General features: G+C 49.2%; 18 protein-coding genes and 3 tRNA genes. 3 read left to right on the forward strand and 18 right to left on the reverse strand.

The annotated features are described in order from the left end of the window. Positions 1-146 precede the first annotated feature (146 nt). Positions 147-461, forward strand: coding sequence for a hypothetical protein (locus tag FHS77_RS01030; protein WP_184218721.1), 315 nt, complete (start codon positions 147-149; stop codon positions 459-461). 108 nt (positions 462-569) lie between these two features. Here FHS77_RS01030 and rpoC read toward each other — a convergent pair whose 3' ends face one another. The 12 genes from rpoC to FHS77_RS01090 form a co-directional block, all read right to left on the reverse strand. Continuing rightward, entirely contained in the window at positions 570-4,772 is a 4,203-nt protein-coding gene (gene rpoC, locus FHS77_RS01035) for a DNA-directed RNA polymerase subunit beta' (protein WP_184218723.1), read from the reverse strand. Between the two features lie 148 nt (positions 4,773-4,920). Next, the gene (gene rpoB / locus FHS77_RS01040; protein WP_184218726.1) at positions 4,921-9,051 is read right to left on the reverse strand and encodes a DNA-directed RNA polymerase subunit beta; all 4,131 of its coding nucleotides are present in this window, start codon (positions 9,049-9,051) and stop codon (positions 4,921-4,923) included. Between the two features lie 213 nt (positions 9,052-9,264). After that, positions 9,265-9,639 (reverse strand): 50S ribosomal protein L7/L12, encoded by a 375-nt coding sequence (gene rplL / locus FHS77_RS01045; RefSeq protein ID WP_184218729.1) that lies wholly within the window; start codon positions 9,637-9,639, stop codon positions 9,265-9,267. Between the two features lie 51 nt (positions 9,640-9,690). Beyond that, a complete protein-coding gene (gene rplJ / locus FHS77_RS01050; RefSeq protein WP_184218732.1) occupies positions 9,691-10,209 on the reverse strand; it encodes a 50S ribosomal protein L10 in 519 nt (172 codons plus the stop codon). 322 nt (positions 10,210-10,531) lie between these two features. After that, complete coding sequence (gene rplA / locus FHS77_RS01055; RefSeq protein WP_184218735.1) at positions 10,532-11,233, reverse strand: 50S ribosomal protein L1; 702 nt, start codon at positions 11,231-11,233, stop codon at positions 10,532-10,534. Between the two features lie 4 nt (positions 11,234-11,237). Next, a complete protein-coding gene (gene rplK, locus FHS77_RS01060) occupies positions 11,238-11,666 on the reverse strand; it encodes a 50S ribosomal protein L11 (protein ID WP_184218738.1) in 429 nt (142 codons plus the stop codon). Between the two features lie 170 nt (positions 11,667-11,836). After that, positions 11,837-12,364, reverse strand: coding sequence for a transcription termination/antitermination protein NusG (gene nusG, locus FHS77_RS01065; RefSeq protein ID WP_184218741.1), 528 nt, complete (start codon positions 12,362-12,364; stop codon positions 11,837-11,839). Positions 12,365-12,386: 22 nt separating this feature from the next. Next, positions 12,387-12,587, reverse strand: a complete 201-nt coding sequence (gene secE, locus FHS77_RS01070) for a preprotein translocase subunit SecE (protein ID WP_184218745.1) — start codon at positions 12,585-12,587, stop codon at positions 12,387-12,389. A 345-nt stretch (positions 12,588-12,932) separates the two neighbouring features. Then, positions 12,933-13,008, reverse strand: a tRNA-Trp gene (locus FHS77_RS01075). Between the two features lie 143 nt (positions 13,009-13,151). Beyond that, positions 13,152-14,327: an elongation factor Tu gene (gene tuf, locus FHS77_RS01080; RefSeq protein ID WP_184218709.1), complete on the reverse strand. Its 1,176-nt coding sequence runs from the start codon at positions 14,325-14,327 to the stop codon at positions 13,152-13,154. A 131-nt stretch (positions 14,328-14,458) separates the two neighbouring features. Next, positions 14,459-14,532, reverse strand: a tRNA-Gly gene (locus FHS77_RS01085). Positions 14,533-14,555: 23 nt separating this feature from the next. Then, positions 14,556-14,640 (reverse strand) — tRNA-Tyr (locus FHS77_RS01090). Positions 14,641-15,007: 367 nt separating this feature from the next. Between FHS77_RS01090 and rlmB the strand changes: the two genes are divergently transcribed. Continuing rightward, positions 15,008-15,868, forward strand: a complete 861-nt coding sequence (gene rlmB, locus FHS77_RS01095) for a 23S rRNA (guanosine(2251)-2'-O)-methyltransferase RlmB (protein WP_184219619.1) — start codon at positions 15,008-15,010, stop codon at positions 15,866-15,868. 78 nt (positions 15,869-15,946) lie between these two features. On the opposite strand, the gene FHS77_RS01100 is transcribed toward rlmB, so the two are convergent. Both FHS77_RS01100 and FHS77_RS01105 read right to left on the reverse strand, forming a co-directional pair. After that, positions 15,947-16,378: a CBS domain-containing protein gene (locus FHS77_RS01100; RefSeq protein ID WP_184218748.1), complete on the reverse strand. Its 432-nt coding sequence runs from the start codon at positions 16,376-16,378 to the stop codon at positions 15,947-15,949. Positions 16,379-16,572: 194 nt separating this feature from the next. Further along, positions 16,573-17,307: a rhomboid family intramembrane serine protease gene (locus FHS77_RS01105; RefSeq protein ID WP_184219622.1), complete on the reverse strand. Its 735-nt coding sequence runs from the start codon at positions 17,305-17,307 to the stop codon at positions 16,573-16,575. Between the two features lie 494 nt (positions 17,308-17,801). On the opposite strand from FHS77_RS01105, the gene FHS77_RS01110 reads away from it, so the two are divergent. After that, a complete protein-coding gene (locus FHS77_RS01110) occupies positions 17,802-18,428 on the forward strand; it encodes a PAS domain-containing protein (protein WP_184218751.1) in 627 nt (208 codons plus the stop codon). Between the two features lie 39 nt (positions 18,429-18,467). Here the strand turns inward: FHS77_RS01110 and FHS77_RS01115 are convergent, their stop codons facing one another. The 4 genes from FHS77_RS01115 to FHS77_RS01130 all read right to left on the reverse strand — a co-directional run bounded on the left by FHS77_RS01115 (position 18,468) and on the right by FHS77_RS01130 (position 21,180). Beyond that, on the reverse strand, positions 18,468-18,995 hold the full coding sequence (locus FHS77_RS01115) for a gamma carbonic anhydrase family protein (protein WP_184218754.1): 528 nt from the start codon (positions 18,993-18,995) through the stop codon (positions 18,468-18,470). A 212-nt stretch (positions 18,996-19,207) separates the two neighbouring features. Further along, positions 19,208-19,423: a DUF3126 family protein gene (locus FHS77_RS01120; RefSeq protein WP_184218756.1), complete on the reverse strand. Its 216-nt coding sequence runs from the start codon at positions 19,421-19,423 to the stop codon at positions 19,208-19,210. Positions 19,424-19,524: 101 nt separating this feature from the next. Continuing rightward, the gene (gene cysE, locus FHS77_RS01125; RefSeq protein ID WP_184218758.1) at positions 19,525-20,349 is read right to left on the reverse strand and encodes a serine O-acetyltransferase; all 825 of its coding nucleotides are present in this window, start codon (positions 20,347-20,349) and stop codon (positions 19,525-19,527) included. 48 nt (positions 20,350-20,397) lie between these two features. Continuing rightward, entirely contained in the window at positions 20,398-21,180 is a 783-nt protein-coding gene (locus tag FHS77_RS01130; protein ID WP_184218760.1) for an alpha/beta fold hydrolase, read from the reverse strand. Positions 21,181-21,238 lie beyond the last annotated feature (58 nt).

The raw sequence follows: 21,238 nt of genomic DNA on the forward strand, positions 1-21,238 counted from the left end.
CAGTGCAAACATGCCGAAATACGGGGACCAGCAATTATTTCGCATCGTCAACGATGTTTTAACCGTTTAGGATGGCGGTCAGCCCTAACAAAAGCTATTCAACCACGACTGAGTCGAAAAGCAAACGAAATTTCAAGGATTCCCTGATGTCTTCCACAACTGAAACACCGAAAACCGATCTTCCGGTTCATCTCATCATCGCCGATGTCTGGAATGAAGGCAGCGATGAATCAATCGAAGTCCATCTCCTCCTCACCAACAAAGAAGATGAAAATCTCGTAGATCTGGCTTTGAGCATTCTGGCTGAAGAAGGCTATCATGAAGCCGAACTTCTTGAAGTTGGCACAATTGAAGATCAGCCGGATGAAGAACCGCACCGCAGCGCATGGGAAACTGCCCGTGGCGGCGAAGTTGCCCTCATCGAATTTGATGGTGACGATGAAGAAGAAGACGAAGAATAAGTCTTGGCATTACAAACAAAAAAAGACCGCCCTCACCGGCGGTCTTTTTTTTAATAACTATCAAGATATGAAAAAAGCGGCCTGAAATTCAGGCCGCTTTCTTATTTCTTACTCGGCAGCGCCTTTGGTCATATCAACCAACATGGCATCTGCTGTTGCAGCACCGGAAGATTTCTTGCGCTCATCGATGATCAGTTCATCACGAGCAGAAGCGATCCGGCGGATCTGGTTGGTCATGCCACCGGTACCTGCCGGGATCAGACGACCAACAATCACGTTTTCCTTCAGACCCTGCAATGTATCCATCTTACCAGCAACAGCAGCTTCGGTCAGAACGCGTGTTGTTTCCTGGAAGGAAGCAGCAGAGATGAACGAAGGTGTCTGCAACGAAGCCTTGGTAATACCCAAGAGTACCGGAGTACCAACACCTGGCTTCTTGCCTTCTTCGATCAGACGATCGTTGATTTCATCGAGTTCGATGCGGTCAACATGATCACCCGGAATGTAACCGCTATCGCCGGATTCGGTGATTTCAACTTTCTGCAACATCTGACGTACGATGACTTCAATGTGCTTATCGTTGATCAACACGCCCTGTAGACGGTAGACTTCCTGGATTTCATTAACCAGATAGGACGCCAGCGCTTCAACACCCTTAATAGCAAGAATGTCGTGTGGTGCCGGGTTACCATCGAGAATGTAATCACCCTTTTCGATCGCATCGCCATCCTGAAGATGGAAAGGCTTACCCTTAGGGATCAGATATTCTGCTGGTTCAATCGTGCTGTCACTTGGCTCAATAACAATACGACGCTTGTTCTTGTAGTCACGACCGAAGCGGATTGTACCATCGATTTCAGCGATGATCGCATGATCCTTCGGACGACGTGCTTCGAACAATTCAGCAACGCGCGGCAGACCACCGGTAATATCCTTGGTCTTGGCACTTTCAAGCGGAAGACGTGCAATAACGTCACCGGCTTTAACCGTTGCGCCCGGCTCAATCGAAAGAATGGTTTCGACAGAGAGCTGGAAGCGGGCTTCGCCACCCTTTGAAAGCTTAGCGATCTTGCCGCTCTTGTCTTTAATGACAAGTGCCGGCTTCAGATCTGCACCACGTGGTGTTGAACGCCAGTCGATAACAACGCGCTTGGTGATACCGGTTGATTCATCGGTGGTTTCCTGAACCGAGAGACCATCAACGAGGTCTTCAAACTCAGCAATACCTTCAACTTCGGTAACGATCGGACGGGTATACGGATCCCATTCCGCAATACGCTGACCGCGACGGACTGCATCACCCTCATCCACGAACAGACGTGAACCGTAGGTAACACGATGGCTTGCACGTTCTTTGCCACCGGCATCCATGATGACAACAGCCATGTTACGACCCATGACAACCAGCTGGCCGTCAGAGTTACGTACCACGTTGCGGTTACGCAATGTGACTGTGCCTTCATAAGAGGCTTCAAGGTAAGAACTATCAACAACCTGCGCTGTACCGCCCAAGTGGAACGTACGCATGGTCAGCTGAGTACCAGGCTCACCGATGGACTGCGCAGCAATAACACCAACCGCTTCACCCTGGTTAACCGGAGTACCGCGTGCAAGGTCACGACCATAGCACTTGGCGCAAACGCCGTTACGTGTCTGACAGGTCAGAGCCGAGCGGATGCGGATGGACTGAATACCAGCTTTTTCGATCAGATCGACATGCTGTTCTTCAATCATCTGACCGGCTTCAACGATCACTTCAGCTGTCAGCGGATGCAAGATAGCATCGAGAGCTGTACGGCCGAGAACACGCTGACCAATCGAGGCCACGATCTGACCGGCATCGACGATAGGCTGCATGGTCAGACCAATATCAGCACCACAATCAACTTCAGAGATGATCGCATCCTGTGCCACGTCAACAAGACGACGTGTCAGGTAACCGGAGTTCGCAGTCTTCAACGCCGTATCGGCAAGACCCTTACGGGCACCGTGTGTGGAGTTGAAGTATTCGTTAACAGTCAGTCCTTCTTTAAAGTTCGAGATAATCGGTGTTTCGATAATCTCACCTGAAGGCTTGGCCATCAGACCACGCATACCGCCAAGCTGACGCATCTGGTTGACCGATCCACGCGCACCGGAATGCGACATCATGTAGATCGAGTTCATCTGCTTCTGACGACCGGTTACCGGATCAAATTCAACGGCCTTAATACGAGCCATCATTTCTTCAGTAATCTTGTCGGTGGCTTTACCCCAGGCATCAACAACCTTGTTGTACTTTTCGCCCTGAGTAATCAGACCGTCATTGTACTGCTGTTCATATTCGGTAGCCAAAGCTTCAGTGTCGGCAACGATCTTCGCCTTGGTGTCAGGAATGACCATGTCATCCTTACCAAAGGAAATACCGGCGCGGCACGCATGAGCAAAACCAAGCTGCATCACGCGGTCACAGAAGATCACTGTCTCTTTCTGGCCGCAATGACGGTAAACCAGATCGATCATCTTGGAGATGTTCTTCTTGGTCATTTCCTGATTGCAGATGTCGAAAGGAACATTGACGTTCTTCGGCAGCAATTCACCCAAAATCAGACGACCAGGCGTGGTGTCATAGATCTTTGAAACAGGGTTACCATCTGCATCAACAGTCTTGTAACGACCTTTGATCTTGGTGTGCAGGGTAATAACTTTGCTTTCCAGCGCATGATGCAATTCGCCCATATCGGCAAACACCATACCCTGACCAGGTTCGTTATCTGCAACAATCGACAGATAGTAGAGACCGAGAACCATATCCTGCGAAGGAACAATAATCGGCAGACCGTTTGCAGGATGCAGAATATTGTTGGTCGACATCATCAGAACGCGTGCTTCAAGCTGTGCTTCCAAAGACAGCGGCACGTGAACAGCCATCTGGTCACCGTCAAAGTCCGCGTTAAACGCAGTACATACGAGCGGATGCAGCTGGATTGCCTTACCTTCAATCAGCACAGGTTCAAAAGCCTGAATACCAAGACGGTGCAGCGTTGGCGCACGGTTCAGAAGAACCGGATGCTCACGGATCACTTCGTCAAGAATATCCCAGACTTCTGGGCGTTCTTTTTCAACCAGCTTCTTCGCCTGTTTAACAGTTGAAGAGAAGCCCTTGGCGTCAAGACGTGCGTAGATGAATGGTTTGAAGAGTTCCAAAGCCATTTTCTTCGGCAGGCCACACTGGTGCAATTTCAGTTCAGGACCGGTCACGATAACCGAACGACCGGAATAGTCGACGCGCTTACCGAGCAAGTTCTGACGGAAACGACCCTGCTTACCCTTCAGCATATCTGAAAGGGACTTCAGCGGACGCTTGTTCGCACCGGTGATGACGCGGCCACGACGACCGTTATCAAACAGCGCATCAACTGCTTCCTGAAGCATACGCTTTTCGTTGCGGATAATGATGCCAGGCGCACGCAGTTCGATCAAACGCTTCAAGCGGTTGTTACGGTTGATCACGCGGCGGTAAAGGTCGTTCAGATCGGAAGTCGCAAAACGACCGCCATCCAGCGGCACCAGAGGACGCAGATCCGGTGGAATAACCGGAACGGTCTTCATGATCATCCACTCAGGACGGTTGCCTGATTCCATGAAGTTTTCAACGATCTTCAGGCGACGCATCAGCTTCTTAGTTTTAAGTTCTGATGTGGTTTCAGCCAGTTCAACGCGCAGATCGGCAGCAATCTTTGCCAGATCCATAGCGGCCAGCATTTCATAGATTGCTTCCGCACCAATAAGCGCTGTGAACTGATCTTCACCGAATTCGTCAACCGCGATCATATATTCTTCTTCTGAAAGCAGCTGATGCTCTTTCAGGGAAGTCAGACCTGGCTCGGTAACGATGTAGTTTTCAAAATACAGAACACGCTCAATATCCTTGAGCGTCATATCCATCAGTGTACCGATGCGGCTTGGCAGGGATTTCAGGAACCAGATATGCGCAACCGGAGCAGCGAGTTCAATATGACCCATGCGCTCACGACGTACGCGCGATAATGTGACTTCAACGCCGCATTTTTCGCAGATGATGCCTTTGTATTTCATACGCTTGTACTTACCGCACAAGCATTCGTAATCCTTGATCGGGCCAAAGATGCGCGCACAGAAAAGACCATCGCGTTCAGGCTTGAACGTACGATAGTTGATCGTCTCCGGCTTTTTGATCTCGCCGTATGACCAGGACAGAATCTTCTCAGGGCTGGCGATCGAGATTCTGATGGAATCGAACGTCTGCGCCGGAGCCTGAGGATTGAAAAGATTCATGACCTCTTGGTTCATGCCGTTCTCCTTGAGGGCGATCCGCCGCCCTATGTGTCGTCAGCGATAGAGGAGGATACCTTATCACCGTAAATAGAATTCGCTAAAAACTGCCGTCTAAACTGACAATACGGGCGCACTATGGAAAACCATAGCGCGCCTGTAAAATTTATTCGGCTGCGTCCGGCAGCTGCGGATGACCGTCACGGGTGTCATCAAGCTGTACGTTGAGACCCAGCGAGCGCATTTCCTTGACGAGAACGTTAAAGCTCTCAGGAATACCAGCTTCAAATGTGTCATCACCACGTACGATAGCTTCGTAGACTTTGGTACGGCCGGCCACGTCGTCAGACTTAACTGTGAGCATTTCCTGCAAGGTATATGCTGCACCGTAAGCTTCCAGAGCCCAGACTTCCATTTCACCGAAGCGCTGACCACCGAACTGCGCTTTACCACCCAGCGGCTGCTGTGTGACGAGCGAGTAAGGTCCGATCGAACGAGCATGAATCTTGTCGTCAACCAAGTGATGGAGCTTCAACATATAGATGTAGCCCATGGTCACCTGACGATCGAACGGCTCACCGGTACGACCATCATAAAGAGTTGACTGACCCGATGTTGCCAAGCCTGCATCTGTCAGCATCGCATTGATATCGGCTTCCACAGCACCGTCAAAGACAGGTGTGGCAATCGACACGCCGCGTTTTACCTGATTAGCCAGTGTCAGAACCGACTCATCATCATAGTTGCGGACAGGCTCGTTGCGGTCATTGTCCGGATAGATATTTTCCAGAGTATCGCGCAGCGGCTGAATATTTGCAGTCTTCTTATAGGCGTCGATCAGCTCACCGATCTTACGACCCATACCGGCACAAGCCCAGCCCAGATGCGTTTCAAGAATCTGACCCACGTTCATACGGGACGGCACACCCAACGGGTTGAGCACGATATCCGCATGTGTACCATCTTCCAGGAACGGCATGTCTTCAACAGGCAGAATGCGGGAAACCACACCCTTGTTACCGTGACGACCGGCCATCTTATCGCCTGGCTGGATCTTGCGCTTAACAGCAACAAAGACCTTGACCATCTTCATGACGCCAGGGGCCATTTCGTCGCCGCGCTGAACCTTTTCAACCTTATCCATGAAGCGTGCTTCAAGCATCTTCTTGGATTCGTCGTACTGGTTGCGAAGCGCTTCAATTTCACCCTGAAGCTTTTCGTCTTCAACAGCAAACTGCCACCATTGTGAACGCGGATATTCCGAGATCACATCACGGGTCAGTGCGCCGCCTTTTTTGAAGCCCTTAGGACCTGCAATCGCGACTTTGCCTTCCAGCGTATCTACCAGACGGCCATAGGTATTGCGGTCGAGAATGGCCTGTTCGTCATCGCGGTCTTTTGCAAGACGTTCGATTTCTTCACGTTCAATAGCCATTGCACGTTCGTCTTTTTCAATGCCGTGGCGATTGAAAACGCGAACTTCAACGATAGTACCGTATGTTCCCGGAGGCATACGCATTGAGGTGTCACGGACGTCAGAAGCCTTTTCACCAAAGATGGCACGCAAGAGCTTTTCTTCCGGTGTCATCGGGCTTTCGCCCTTTGGTGTGATCTTACCGACCAGAATGTCGCCCGGGTTCACTTCGGCACCGATATAAACAATACCGGCTTCGTCGAGATTCTTCAGCGCTTCTTCCGAAACGTTAGGAATATCACGGGTGATTTCTTCAGGTCCGAGCTTGGTATCACGAGCCGCTACTTCAAATTCTTCGATATGGATCGAAGTGAAGACGTCATCGGAAACAATCTTTTCAGACAGCAGGATGGAGTCTTCGTAGTTGTAGCCGTTCCAAGGCATAAACGCGACCAGCACGTTACGGCCAAGCGCCAGATCACCAAGATCAGTCGAAGGACCATCAGCGATGATGTCACCCTTACCGATGCGATCACCTACACGCACCAGTGGACGCTGGTTAATACAGGTGTTCTGGTTGGAGCGCTGGAACTTCATCAGGCGATAAATATCAACACCGGACTTGGACGGATCCAGATCTTCGGTTGCACGGATAACGATACGGGTCGCATCCACCTGATCAACAATACCACCGCGACGTGCAGCAATCGCAGCACCGGAGTCGCGTGCCACAATCGGTTCCATACCGGTACCGACGAACGGAGCTTCCGCACGTACCAGAGGCACGGCCTGACGCTGCATGTTCGAACCCATCAATGCGCGGTTCGCGTCATCGTTTTCAAGGAACGGAATAAGCGCTGCAGCAACAGACACCAACTGCTTGGGCGAAACGTCCATCAGATCCACGTTTTCACGCGGCATCATCATCACTTCGCCGGCATGACGGCAGACAACGAATTCATCAACAAAGTGACCGTTATCGTCGATAATGGCGTTTGCCTGTGCAACTGAGTGCTTGGCTTCTTCCATTGCAGACAGATACACCACATCATTGGTAACTTTGCCGTCAACGATCTTACGATACGGGCTCTCAATGAAGCCGTATTTGTTGACACGGGCAAAGGTTGCCAAAGAGTTGATCAGACCGATATTCGGACCTTCCGGTGTTTCAATCGGGCAGATACGACCATAGTGTGTCGGATGAACGTCACGAACTTCAAAGCCTGCACGCTCACGGGTCAGACCACCGGGTCCGAGAGCCGAAAGACGACGCTTATGGGTAATTTCAGACAACGGGTTGGTCTGATCCATAAACTGTGAAAGCTGGGAAGAACCGAAGAACTCACGCACAGCTGCAGCAGCAGGCTTCGCGTTGATGAGATCCTGCGGCATGACAGTATCAATTTCGATCGACGACATACGCTCTTTGATTGCGCGTTCCATACGCAGCAAACCAACGCGATACTGATTTTCCATCAATTCGCCGACTGAACGCACACGACGGTTGCCGAGGTTGTCAATATCGTCGATTTCACCGCGACCATCGCGCAGTTCAACCAGCATTTTAACAACAGCAACAATGTCTTCTTTGCGCAGTACACGAACTGTGTCTTCAGCATCAACATCAAGACGCATGTTCATCTTCACACGGCCAACCGCGGAGAGATCATAACGTTCTGCATCAAAAAACAGCGAATGGAACATGGCTTCCGCAGAATCCATGGTCGGCGGCTCACCAGGACGCATGACACGATAGATGTCAAACAGTGCATCCTGACGGCTTTCATTCTTGTCAGCAGCCAGTGTATTGCGAATATAGGCACCAATGTTCACATGGTCGATATCCAGCGTGTTGATTTCATCAACGCCGGTTTCAATCAGAACCTTAAGTGTCTTTTCGTCAAGCTCATCACCGGCTTCAAGGAAGATTTCACCGGTTTCGTAATTGACGATATCTTCAGCCAGATATGAGCCGAACAGATCATCTTCGGTGACCTTGATAGCCTTGAGGCCCTTCTCAGCCAGCTGACGGGCAGCACGCGCTGTAAGTTTCTTGCCGGCTTCGAGAACAACTTCACCGGTATCAGCATCGATAAGGTCAGAAATAACTTTCATGCCTTTGAAGCGCTCTGCCGAATAAGGCATGCGCCAGTCATCACCGTCACGCGTATAGGTAACGGTGTTGTAGAAGGTTGAAAGAATTTCTTCGCCATCCATGCCGAGCGCCATCAGCAAGCTTGTGACAGGCAGCTTACGGCGACGGTCGATACGCGCAAAAACCACGTCCTTGGCATCGAATTCGATATCGAGCCATGAACCACGGTAAGGAATGACGCGGGATGCAAAAAGCAATTTACCGGATGAGTGTGTCTTACCCTTGTCGTGATCGAAGAATACACCAGGTGAACGGTGCATCTGAGACACGATAACACGCTCAGTACCATTAACGATAAAGGTGCCGTTGTCTGTCATGAGCGGCATATCGCCCATGTAAACATCCTGCTCTTTAATATCCTTAATAGATTTCGCGCCGGTATCTTCGTCAATATCGAATACGATCAGACGCAAAGTCACTTTTAATGGCGCGGAATAGGTCAGATCACGCTGACGGCATTCGTCAACGTCAAATTTCGGCGCCTCAAACTCGTAGGAAACGAATTCAAGCATCGATGCGCCGGAAAAGTCCTGTATCGGAAAAACAGACTTGAAAACGGCCTGCAAACCTTCGTCAAGACGCCCGCCTGCTGGTTCCTCTACCATGAGGAACTGGTCGTAAGATGCTTTTTGAACCTCAATCAGGTTCGGCATCTCGGCGACCTCAGGGATCTTACCGAAAAACTTGCGTACGCGCTTGCGACCATTGAAAGAATGGGTCTGAGCCATCGTCGCTCCTCGTTCTATAGCCTTGCGGCCTTGCTCACGCCTTGCGGCCTTTATTACTCGCCGCCTGACGGCGGTCACCTGAACGGGACAAAACCCGTTTCCTGACCACTTTGAGTGTAGTCAGGAAAAGGGTTCGGTACCAACTAGTCTGCATAAATCTACTGATAATGCAGAGAACCGGCAGATGCAAGAGCATCTGCCGGAGATAAGAACTTACTTAAGTTCGATCTTAGCGCCAGCTGCTTCGAGCTGTGCTTTGATTTTTTCTGCTTCGTCTTTAGCTGCACCTTCTTTAACAGCTTTAGGTGCACCTTCAACGAGGTCTTTAGCTTCTTTCAGACCAAGACCGGTGATTGCGCGAACTTCCTTGATCACGTTGATCTTGGATGCGCCGCCATCGACGAGGATTACGTCGAATTCGGTCTTTTCTTCAACAGCAGCACCGGCAGCAGCGCCACCAGCAGCAGCAACAGCAACTGGAGCAGCAGCGGAAACGCCCCACTTTTCTTCCAGAAGCTTGGACAATTCTGCAGCTTCGAGAACGGTCAGTGCTGAGAGGTCTTCAACGATCTTTGCGAGATCAGCCATTTTAGTATTCCTTAGTTTAAAGGTTTGAACAATTGACAGCGAGAAACGGCCTTAAGCCGCCTCGTTCTTCCGGGCGTGCGCGCCAATTACGCGGGCGATTTGGCCTGCTGGTGCGCTTGTAAGTACTGCAAGACGCTGTGCTGGTGTTTGGATCATACCAACCAACTTTGCGCGCAGTTCGTCGAGTGACGGCAAGGAAGCAAGTGACTTAACGCCTTCGGCATCAAGGTTGGTTGCGCCCATTGCACCACCAAGGATAACGAGCTTGTCGTTAGCTTTGGCGAACTCAACTGCTACTTTAGGAGCGCTGATAGGATCTTCTGCATAAGCAATTACAGTCTGACCTGTGAAAAGCTCTGCGATACCTTCAGCTTCCGTGCCCTGAAGAGCGATTTTGGCAAGGCGGTTTTTCGCGACTTTAACGGAACCACCAGCTTCGCGCATTTTGGAGCGAAGATCGCTCATCTGCGAAACAGTGAGACCGGTATAGTGAGCCACAACGACAGAACCAGACTCGTTAAAAGTGCTGTTCAGCCATGTGACAAATTCGCGTTTTTCCGCTCTATCCACGGTGTCTCTCCAGTAGACAATTACATAAAAATGCAATTGCCGGTTTGCCTTAGCCTGAATATTTCAAAGAAACATTCAGACGCTTGGTCTCCTGTCCCTTTTACAAGCGGCATACACCGGCATTATAAAAGCAACTACGGTTCAAACCTTGAATTGCGACTAGCGCTAAACCTGGTTATTCCACGTCTCATGCAGGCTAAATTTAAGACTTACGCCACCCACAATCTCGGACAGGATAACTGAACTTTCGTTCAGCTATCCGGGCCTTGCAGCCCGGAATGAAAGTGCTTGCCCGCTGAGGTTTCAGCAGACAAGCAAATTATTAAGCTTCAACTTTAACGGAGGCTGTCTCTACTTTGACGCCAACGCCCATGGTTGAAGAAAGCGATACGCGCTTCAGGTATTCACCCTTGGCAGCAACAGGCTTTGCCTTCAGAACTGCATCAGCAAATGCGCGGATGTTTTCTTCCAGAGCCTTATTGTCGAATGAAACCTTGCCGATACCAGCATGGATAATACCAGCTTTTTCAACGCGGAATTCAACTGCACCACCCTTGGAAGCTGCAACAGCTGCTGCAACATCAACGGTAACAGTACCGACTTTAGGGTTTGGCATCATGCCGCGCGGTCCGAGAACCTTACCCAGACGACCAACAAGTGGCATCATGTCAGGGGTTGCAATGCAGCGATCGAACTCGATCTTGCCGCCATTGACGATTTCGAACAGGTCTTCTGCGCCAACAATGTCTGCACCGGCTTTTTTAGCTTCTTCAGCTTTATCGCCACGAGCAAAAACAGCAACACGAACTGTACGGCCTGTACCGTTTGGCAAGTTAACAACGCCGCGAACCATCTGGTCAGCATGACGTGGGTCAACGCCGAGGTTCATTGCGATTTCGATGGTTTCATCAAATTTCGCAACAGCACGTTCCTTGACTACGCTGATAGCGGTCGACAAGTCATAAAGCTTATCGTGATCCAAACCTTCACGAATCTTAGCTACACGCTTTGATAATTTCGCCATCAGATCAGCCCACCACTTCCAGGCCCATCGAACGGGCAGAACCTTCAACCATACGCATAGCTGCTTCGATGTCAGCTGCGCTCAGGTCTTTCATCTTAGCTTCTGCAATTTCACGGACTTTATCACGTGAAATTGTACCGGCTTTAACCTTGCCTGGCTCTTTCGAACCGGACTTCAGATTAGCAGCCTTTTTCAAGAAGTAAGCAACAGGCGGAGTCTTCATCACAAAAGTGAAAGACTTATCCTGGTAATAGGTGATCACGACTGGAATCGGGGAACCCTTTTCCATATCCTGTGAGGCAGCGTTAAATGCCTTACAGAATTCCATGATATTGATACCACGCTGACCGAGAGCCGGACCAATTGGTGGTGAAGGGTTGGCAGCACCTGCAGCAACCTGCAGTTTGAGCTGACCTGCAACTTTTTTAGCCATTGCATTCTGCTTTCATTGATATGCCGGCAAGCCGGCGACTCTTTAAAACGCCAATTAAATTGGCAGTGCAGTTCGGTGGTCTGACTTACCGACCGGCTAAAGCCGGCTTACCTTCCACCTCACACCGCATTTACAATGCGGCGGGCGGCACTAAGGCCGCCATAAAACGATCAGAGCTTTTCAACCTGACCGAATTCGAGATCCACAGGAGTAGCGCGGCCAAAGATCGAAACTTCGACCTTGAGGCGTGAACGCTCTTCTTCAACTTCCTGTACGATACCATTGAAGGATGCGAACGGACCGTCAGAAACACGAACCTGCTCACCAACTTCAAAGGATACAGATGCCTTCGGACGATCAACACCTTCCTGAACCTGCGCCAAAATCTGCTCGATTTCACGCACAGGGATAGCAACCGGATTTGGATCACCCAAAAAACCGGTTACGCGCGATGTGTTTTTGATCAGCGAGAACAGAGCATCTGTCAAATTCGCTTTAATCAACACATAACCCGGAAAGAACTTACGCTCTGCATCGACCTTACGGCCACGACGCACTTCCACAACCTTTTCGGTCGGAACGATAATCTGTTCGATCAGGTGCGACAGACCTTTTTGGTCTGCTTTCAGCTGAATGTCGTCAGCAACCTTTTTTTCAAAGTTCGAATAGGCATGAACAATGTACCAGCGTGCAGTCATCCCGTTACTCCCGTATAAACCGTCAGCGTCCGAGACCAAGTATCAACTCAACAACATAAGCCATAAGCTGATCCGCAAGAAAGAAAAATGCAGCTGCAACAAACGCCATTACAACCACCATAATTGTGGAAATAACAGTTTCACGCCGTGAAGGCCATGTAACCTTAGCCGTTTCAGCACGAACCTGCTGCAAAAATGTAAAAGGATTCGTCTTAGATGCCATTTGTCACTCTGTCATTGATCTGGCGTGATAAAAAATGATTCAAACAGCGAATCAAACTTTAACTCACGCATCTACGGCACGCAAAGCTGATGATTCAGCTCCACGCACCGCGTGTCTGTTGACGTTACATAGAACCGATTCTCAAAAAATACAAGCCCAGACGTTAACGAAAGTAAAACAGCCGCCCGCAAACTGCGCTCATCCAGAGAAAAGACCCTTCGGACACTCCCCTCACCTCAAAGGCTAAGGACGTGCTCACCCAACAATATTCAACACTTAAATATCATTGGCCTTAAAACGAAATTGAGCGCAGCACAGCTTTACACTATGCGGCGCCCAACTAAATGGCAGGGGCAGCAGGGCTCGAACCCGCGACCTACGGTTTTGGAGACCGTCGCTCTACCAACTGAGCTATACCCCTAAATACTTGAACCTAAAGGCTCTTGTATTTGACACCAGAGAATCTGATGTCTGAATTCTTTCAACCTCTTAGCGCTCAAATTTTGAAACATCAAGCACTAAAAAGCGCTGATCAGCAATTATTTTCACTGATCAGCATATTTTTTATTCGATGATGGAAGCGACGACGCCGGCACCAACGGTACGGCCACCTTCGCGGATAGCAAAGCGGAGCTTTTCTTCCATAGCGATAGGTACGATCAGCGCAACATCAACAGAAACGTTGTCACCTGGCATAACCATTTCAACGCCTTCTGGCAAGGTTACAATACCGGTAACGTCAGTTGTACGGAAGTAGAACTGAGGACGATAGTTGGTGAAGAACGGAGTATGACGGCCGCCTTCTTCCTTGGTCAGAATATAGGCTTCTGCCTTGAACTTGGTGTGTGGCTTAACGGAACCTGGCTTGCAGAGAACCTGACCACGTTCAACGTCTTCACGGCCTACACCACGTACGAGCGCACCGATGTTATCGCCAGCCTGACCCTGATCGAGCAGCTTGCGGAACATTTCAACGCCGGTAACAGTTGTCTTGCCGGTAGGCTTGATGCCCACGATTTCAACTTCTTCACCAACTTTAACGATACCGCGCTCTACACGACCGGTAACAACTGTACCACGGCCGGAGATCGAGAATACGTCTTCGATTGGCATCAGGAACGGCTGATCAACAGGACGTTCCGGAGTTGGGATGTAGCTGTCAACAGCTGCCATCAGTTCGCGGATTGCATCTTCACCAATGGTTTTGTCTGAATCTTCCAGAGCTGCAAGAGCCGAGCCCTTGATGACCGGAATATCGTCGCCCGGGAAGTCGTATTTCGACAGAAGTTCACGAACTTCCATTTCTACGAGTTCGAGCAGTTCAGCATCGTCAACCTGGTCAACTTTGTTCAAGAAGACAACGATCGCAGGAACACCAACCTGACGAGCAAGCAGAATGTGCTCACGGGTCTGTGGCATTGGACCATCAGCAGCGTTAACAACGAGGATCGCGCCGTCCATCTGAGCAGCACCGGTGATCATGTTCTTAACATAGTCAGCGTGACCTGGGCAGTCGACGTGTGCATAGTGACGGTTTTCGGTTTCATATTCAACGTGGGAAGTTGAAATGGTGATACCACGTGCTTTTTCTTCCGGTGCAGCATCGATCTGGTCGTATGCGCGGAAGTCACCAAAGAATTTGGTGATAGCTGCTGTCAACGAGGTCTTACCATGGTCAACGTGACCGATGGTGCCGATGTTAACGTGCGGTTTGTTACGTTCGAATTTACTCTTAGCCATCGCCGTTGTTCTCTTCTTTTAGAACTGCTTGCGTGCCAGCACAGGTATCCATACCGGCGTTTAATACAGAAAAACGGACCGGTTTCCCGTCCGCTTCATGAAAACTTTACGCCAGTTCGCTCTCGAAACTCTGGAGCGGGTAGCGGGAATCGAACCCGCGTATTCAGCTTGGAAGGCTGCTGCTCTACCATTGAGCTATACCCGCGCATTTGACATCCGCTCCGGCAGTGGTGGAGGAAGTTGGATTTGAACCAACGTAGGCTTAGCCAACGGATTTACAGTCCGTCCCCTTTAACCACTCGGGCATTCCTCCAGCTTACACTGCCAGCGGAGTCGAGCAACTAGGCATTCCACAACGATTTGAGTGACTTAACATTTTGATTTGTCAATCAATCGCTGTTGGTGGCGTTATGACGATAGAGCCGCGAACTGTCAACAGCCAATTCTCAATTCTTTGAAGAAAAATGCATATTCTTTCCACAGCCTGTCAAAAAAATCAGGTTTTTGCGGTTATGAAAGTGATGATTGATGATTGTTTTCAACAGCCTAAGCCGCAAAAACACGTAAAAAACCGCGCAAAACCGGCACATTTTAAGCCTTTCACTCAATATAGGCATACTCAGGCAGCTTTTTCATGTATGCAGACAGTCAAATTCCTCTTTGAAGAAATTAAAATCGCCATGAGCACCGACAACAATAAAAAAACACCCAAAGATTCTCATTACGCACGTCTGAGACGTCAGTTTCGTGACCAGAATGCGAATCCTGCCGCACAAAATTTCCGTAAAAGCACCCGTCCGGCGACAGATGCGCGTGCATTGTCTGATGATTTAGTGCGTCTCTATGGTTTACACACGGTTCGTGCCGCTGTTTTAAACCCGAACCGCAAGATCACCCGCATGTTGGCGACGCGTAACGCCCTCGCCCGTCTTGAAATTGAAGATATCGAATCTCGTAACTTTCCGATTGAGATTGTAACACCCCGCGATATCGACAATGAAACCGGCAGCGAAGCCGTGCATCAGGGTGTGATGATTGAAGCAAAGCCGCTGAAAGCACAAAAACTCAGCGATTTGCAGGACAGCCAGCTGCTTTTGGTGCTGGATCAGGTCACTGATCCGCATAATGTCGGCGCCATCATGCGTTCAGCCGTTGCTTTTGGTGCGCAGGCACTCATTACCACCAGCCGCCACAGCCCGCAAGAATCAGGTGTATTGGCAAAATCTGCCTCCGGTGCGCTGGAACTGATCAATCATATTGAAGTTCGCAACCTTGCCGAGGCACTGGGCGAGCTGCACGAACTTGGCTTTATGACCATCGGTCTTGATTCTGAAGGCTCTGCTGAAATGGAAGCGACCTTAGCGGGTGGCAAAATCGCGCTTGTGCTGGGTGCAGAAGGTAAAGGTCTTCGCCAAAAAACCCGCGAAACCGTTTCAGCTCTTGCCCGCCTTGATATGCCAGGTGAAATCAAATCACTCAACGTTTCTAATGCAGCGGCTATTTCGCTTTATGCAGCCGAGCGTTATCTGCGCAGTAAATAAGCATGCAGCCTTGAAAATAAAAAAAGCGGCTATGGGAAATAGCCGCTTTTTCTTTATCCGATTGAATGTGCGCTTAAATTATGCGCTCGCGATGTAATTGCGAATCTCGTCGGCTTCACGCTCGACCTGCTCAATACGAGCCTTCACCACGTCACCAATAGAAATAATGCCTTCCAGCTTACCGTCACGTTCCACCGGCATATGGCGGAAGCGTTTCTGTGTCATGATTTCCATCACCTGATTGACGGTGTGCTTTTCCTGGCATGTCTCGACTTTTTTGGTCATCACTTCAGACACCGGCATATCCAATGCCTTTTGGCCTTGTGCGGAAAGCATCCGCACCACATCACGCTCTGACAAGATCCCCAGAATCGCATGTGCCTCATCACATATCACCAAAGCACCGATACGATGACGTGCGAGCATGGCGATAACTTCTGACAGGGTCGCATTCGGCATCGCACTGATGACGTCACGCCCTTTTTTTTCCAGAATAGATTTAACCGTCATGATTAATCCTCCCATTTACGGATATGCGAGCTCAATATTGCTTATTAGTTTTATGCATTATTCTCACAACCAAAGCCCTTCCCCCAAAAGCTTCCGTATTCCGTCATGGTGATCTGTCAGATCAAACAAATCAAGTCACTAAACATGATCTGACGTTATAATTATGCAAGCAGCAGATCCGTTACTTCATCTGTTTAGCGCTTAAAATAACGATCATATTCCTTTGGCCGATCCAGCAAAGCAATACCAAAGAAGCCAGCGACAAAACCGCCAATATGCGCTTCCCATGCAATAGAGGCCAGACCTGCCTCCTGCGCCGAATAAACACCGGTGATAATATTGATGATAAACCAGATGCCAACAAAGGTTATGACAGGGCGATAAGTCAGTGTTGTTAAAACGGGCAGTAACGGGCCCGCAAAAGCCGACATGTTTTTATTACCACTATGGGTTGGAACGCGTCTGAAGCCATAGCGTGCCGCCGCACCCATCATGCCGGAGATCGCACCGGATGCCCCCACCAGCGGAATATTGCTGGTCGGATAAATGGCATAATGCGTCAAAACAGCGACAATCGATGTCAGCGCCCAGAAAATCAAAATCTTTGATGTGCCGATGCGGCCAGCCAATGGCGAACCGAAAGCTGCCAGCCAAACCATATTAACCGCCAAATGCGCAAAACTGCCATGCATGAATGAATAACTCAGCATGGTGAACAATGCAGCGGGATCATAAAAGCCGGTACCATAAGTAAAGCGTGCCGGAATGAAGGCAAAATTCAACATGAAGATAAAATTATGCTCTTCAGATATCAGATAGTTTTGGGCGACATAAATCACACCACAAAGCCCGATCAGGCCGATGATAACAGCGGGAATATTGAAAACCGGCTCGCGTGTCTTTTGCGGTTGCGGTGAACCGCCACCCATTTGATCAGTCACATCATAGCTTTCATTTGAATCATGATTTGTCATGAAGTTTTGATTCCCGTCATTTCACATGCTGCACTTCATATCATATGGAGTGCAGCCTTGAAAAAAGAACTGTTCATCAGACAGATAGGTTATTTTTTTGGCTTCAGCGCTCTTTTTCAATTCTTAACAAATTTAACCAAATCACCGCCTGATGCCTACACTTTTGACAGGCTGCGCGAACTGTCCCCCATCCGAAAACTTAAAGTAGAAACAAGTCGAACTGTTAATATTACAATAAAATCAATTAGTTAACATGAAATTCGGAATCAAATTCTGAAAGACTTCATCAAACTCGTTAACCTTAACAAATTCTAACAGTGGATGAGTAAAGGGTTAAGCTGGCATTCAAGTGCTTAATCCTGTTGGATAGGACAAATCACCATATATGCGCATCAGCACCATCAATATCATGATGTGCGGCACAATCTATTTTTAAGCGGAAACCTGTTTTGTCACGTTCCAGCGCCCCTCATGCACTGACACCAGCAGTGCAATTTCTTTCCACCACGTGGCACGCTTTGCGTGAAAATCACGACATCCCTTTGCGTCGTCATTTTACCCCGCGCCTGATGGCAGATTATTTGCCGGATATTTTCATTCTGCATCATAAGGCCAAACGTGGCGTACAGTTTCGCTTGGCTGGCACCCGCCTTTGCGCACGCCATGGTCAGGAACTGGGCAATCAGTTGTTTGCTTCGCTATGGCGTGAAAATGATCAGGTTGTTACGGAAGAAATGTTACACAGTGTTGCAGCAAACAATATGCCTTTATGCGCGCAACTGACCGGCATCAGCCGTGCAAATCGCCAAAACCAGTTCGAACTTTTGATTCTGCCGGTGCAGCATCAGGACGAAACGCAATGGATTGGTGCAATCGCCGCGCATGAAAGCCCTTTTTGGCTGGAAGCAGATCCCATTGAATTTTATCAGATCGATTATTCATTTGCGATTACGCAAGATAATTTGCAGGCAGCCAAAGCACAGGTAAATGCCGCCTACTCTTATAAAAATCCGGCCGCCCAAAAAGCCGCACCTAAAAGACGCCAGTTCCGTATTATTCAAGGTGGCAAGCAATAGGTCCTTGCCACCACCTTGTTGGTTTTTCATGAGCGCCCGTTAAACCGGCTCCATCCCACGCATGAAAGCATGTGATTTCTCAACATAATTGCGTGCTGATTCTTTTAACTTCGCAACCGCTGCATCATCAAGTTGGCGTACCACCCGTGCCGGTGAACCTACAATCAGTGAATTATCCGGAAATTCTTTTCCCTCTGTCACCAGCGCGCCGGCACCAACCAGACAATTATTGCCGATTTTTGCACCATTCAGCACAATCGCGCCGATACCAATCAAGCTGTTTTCACCAATCGTGCAACCATGCAGCATAGCGCGGTGGCCAATGGTGCAGCCCTCCCCGATTGTCAGCGGAAAACCATAATCCGTGTGCATCACACAATGTTCCTGCACGTTACTATTGGCACCGATTTTAATCAGCTCGTTGTCGCCACGTAAAATCACGCCAAACCACAGGCTGGCATTTTCTCCCAGATGCACTTTGCCGATGGCAGTCGCATCCGGCGCAATCCAGTTGGTTTTCACATCATCATAGGTTGGTGCATGACCATTAAAGGCATAAATCGGCATAAAACCTCCTCTTTTTTTGCAACTCATCAGAACCAAAGCCGCTTTTATCTTTATCGCTTCTGCCTCAACTATGTTGCTTGAGGCTAAGCATTACAAGCCATCTCAATCTTATAAAATCGTCTAACTTTGCATGGGCGCATAAGAAAAGCCCTGCCGGAACGAACCAAACAGGGCTTTAATAAATTCAACCGCCGAAACGGGGATGAATTGAATTAGTCGAGATCAACGTCCAGAATAGCCATGGAGAAGTTGTAGGACAATTCACCATCTTCTTCGTCTTCATCGACATAAATCAGGCCGAGAAACTCATCATCCAGATATAATTCGCATGAATCATCCTTACGTGGACGAGCCTTCACCTGCAAAGACGGATTACCAAAAGTCCGTTTGAAATAAGCGTCGAGTTTTTTGATTTCTTCGGGTTTCAACCGGATTCTCCTGATTAGAATGTTAAGCGGGCTTAATGCACCCGCTCCGAATTATTGTAAAGGCTCATCGCCCATTTGTGTCTGTTTATTAAAAGCTGATCTTATTCATCATTGCTGATGGAGTGATCCATCACGCGTGATGGTTCGGCACAACCGGTTTCACCCATCACTTTTGCCGGCACACCGGCAACAGTTACATTGCTCGGCACAGGTTTCAGCACCACAGAACCCGCGGCAATTTTCGAGCAATGACCAATTTCAATATTGCCCAAAATCTTAGCGCCCGCGCCAATCAGCACCCCGTGACGAATCTTTGGATGTCTGTCGCCACCAATTTTACCGGTACCGCCAAGCGTTACCGCGTGCAAAATAGAAACATTATCTTCAATAACCGCTGTTTCACCCACAACCAGACCAGTTGCGTGATCCAAAAAGATACCGCTGCCAAATTTTGCCGCCGGATGAATATCGGTCTGGAAAACAGCTGAAGAGCGGCTTTGCAGATAATAGGCCAGATCAACGCGGCCTTCATTCCACAACCAATGCGCCAGACGATGGGTCTGAATGGCATGAAAGCCTTTCAGATACATCACCGGATCCATAAAACGGTTATAGGCCGGATCACGGTCATATACTGCCTGAATATCAACGCGCAAAACCCGCGACCATTCAGGCCATCCCTCCCGCATCGCCGCAAATGTCTGACGCAGCAAATCAGCGCTTAAATCCTGATGGCCAAGACGCTCGGAGACACGATGTGCCACAGCATCTTCCAGACTTGGCTGACTGATCAGCGATGTATAGAAAAACGATGCCAGCAGCGGGTCTTTACGTGCCGCTTCTTCCGCTTCAGCTTGTATAGCATGCCAGATCGGATCAACCTGACTGATATTTGCAGATAATTTGGCCGGACTTTGCGCTGTCATCTTTTACTCAACAATCGTCTTTAGGCGTTTAAAGGACTTAACCGCTTATCAAAAGCGATGCTGGCTCAAAAATGATAATACACCCTGCTTATACACTTTGTCACCCACAGCTAACATATGATCGCGATCCGGGATATCAAGGGCAGTGCCGTTAGGTAATAGATCAGCCAATGCGTGCGGGTCGCCGGCAATATCATCTTTTGTGCCGACAGCCACCAAGGTCGGTTGTTCAATTGAGCCAATTGCCTGTGCCGTTACCAGTTCTTTAGAGGTGATTACACAAGCGGCCAGCGCCAAACGATCGCTTTTTGTCTGATCGGCAAATTTGCGGAACATTTGGCCGCGCGGATGGGTAACACTATCCGGATCATCAGCAAGCAATGCTTCGCCAATCGGCTCCCAATCACCCGCACCGGTTACCATGCCAATGCCGAGACCACCAAAAACAAGGCTTTGTACTTTTTCAGGGAAATCCAGCGCCAAAAATGCACTAATCCGTGCGCCCATCGAATAACCCATAACATGGGCCTTTTTAATATTCAGATGATCAAGCAGTGCAGCCGCATCAGCCGCCATCATTGCCGGATAATAAAGTTCTTTGTCATGCGGCTTGTCAGAAAAACCATGGCCGCGATTATCAATCGCCACCACATGATAACCAGCTTCAACAAGCGTGCGGAACCAGCCGGGCGAAACCCAATTAACCACACTTGACGACGCAAAACCATGAATAAGAAGGATCGTTTCTGCTAAGGCACCATCTGCTCCGTCTTCACGATAGGCAAAGCGCATACCATTATGGTCGAAATATTTTACATCCAGAGCAGTCACGAAACTTTCCTTAAAAATTCTCAAATCCAAACTATTGTGCAGACGGCATAACGAAAAC

The organism is Paenochrobactrum gallinarii, assembly GCF_014205685.1.
Lineage (GTDB): Bacteria > Pseudomonadota > Alphaproteobacteria > Rhizobiales > Rhizobiaceae > Paenochrobactrum > Paenochrobactrum gallinarii.

Bases quoted from the DNA above. Each gene is read 5' to 3' on its own strand.
- FHS77_RS01030 (WP_184218721.1), top strand. From the start codon at position 147: ATGTCTTCCACAACTGAAACACCGAAAACCGATCTTCCGGTTCATCTC.
- rpoC (WP_184218723.1), bottom strand. From the start codon at position 4,772: ATGAACCAAGAGGTCATGAATCTTTTCAATCCTCAGGCTCCGGCGCAG.
- rpoB (WP_184218726.1), bottom strand. From the start codon at position 9,051: ATGGCTCAGACCCATTCTTTCAATGGTCGCAAGCGCGTACGCAAGTTT.
- rplL (WP_184218729.1), bottom strand. From the start codon at position 9,639: ATGGCTGATCTCGCAAAGATCGTTGAAGACCTCTCAGCACTGACCGTT.
- rplA (WP_184218735.1), bottom strand. From the start codon at position 11,233: ATGGCGAAATTATCAAAGCGTGTAGCTAAGATTCGTGAAGGTTTGGAT.
- rplK (WP_184218738.1), bottom strand. From the start codon at position 11,666: ATGGCTAAAAAAGTTGCAGGTCAGCTCAAACTGCAGGTTGCTGCAGGT.
- nusG (WP_184218741.1), bottom strand. From the start codon at position 12,364: ATGACTGCACGCTGGTACATTGTTCATGCCTATTCGAACTTTGAAAAA.
- secE (WP_184218745.1), bottom strand. From the start codon at position 12,587: ATGGCATCTAAGACGAATCCTTTTACATTTTTGCAGCAGGTTCGTGCT.
- tuf (WP_184218709.1), bottom strand. From the start codon at position 14,327: ATGGCTAAGAGTAAATTCGAACGTAACAAACCGCACGTTAACATCGGC.
- rlmB (WP_184219619.1), top strand. From the start codon at position 15,008: ATGAGCACCGACAACAATAAAAAAACACCCAAAGATTCTCATTACGCA.
- FHS77_RS01100 (WP_184218748.1), bottom strand. From the start codon at position 16,378: ATGACGGTTAAATCTATTCTGGAAAAAAAAGGGCGTGACGTCATCAGT.
- FHS77_RS01105 (WP_184219622.1), bottom strand. From the start codon at position 17,307: ATGGGTGGCGGTTCACCGCAACCGCAAAAGACACGCGAGCCGGTTTTC.
- FHS77_RS01115 (WP_184218754.1), bottom strand. From the start codon at position 18,995: ATGCCGATTTATGCCTTTAATGGTCATGCACCAACCTATGATGATGTG.
- cysE (WP_184218758.1), bottom strand. From the start codon at position 20,349: ATGACAGCGCAAAGTCCGGCCAAATTATCTGCAAATATCAGTCAGGTT.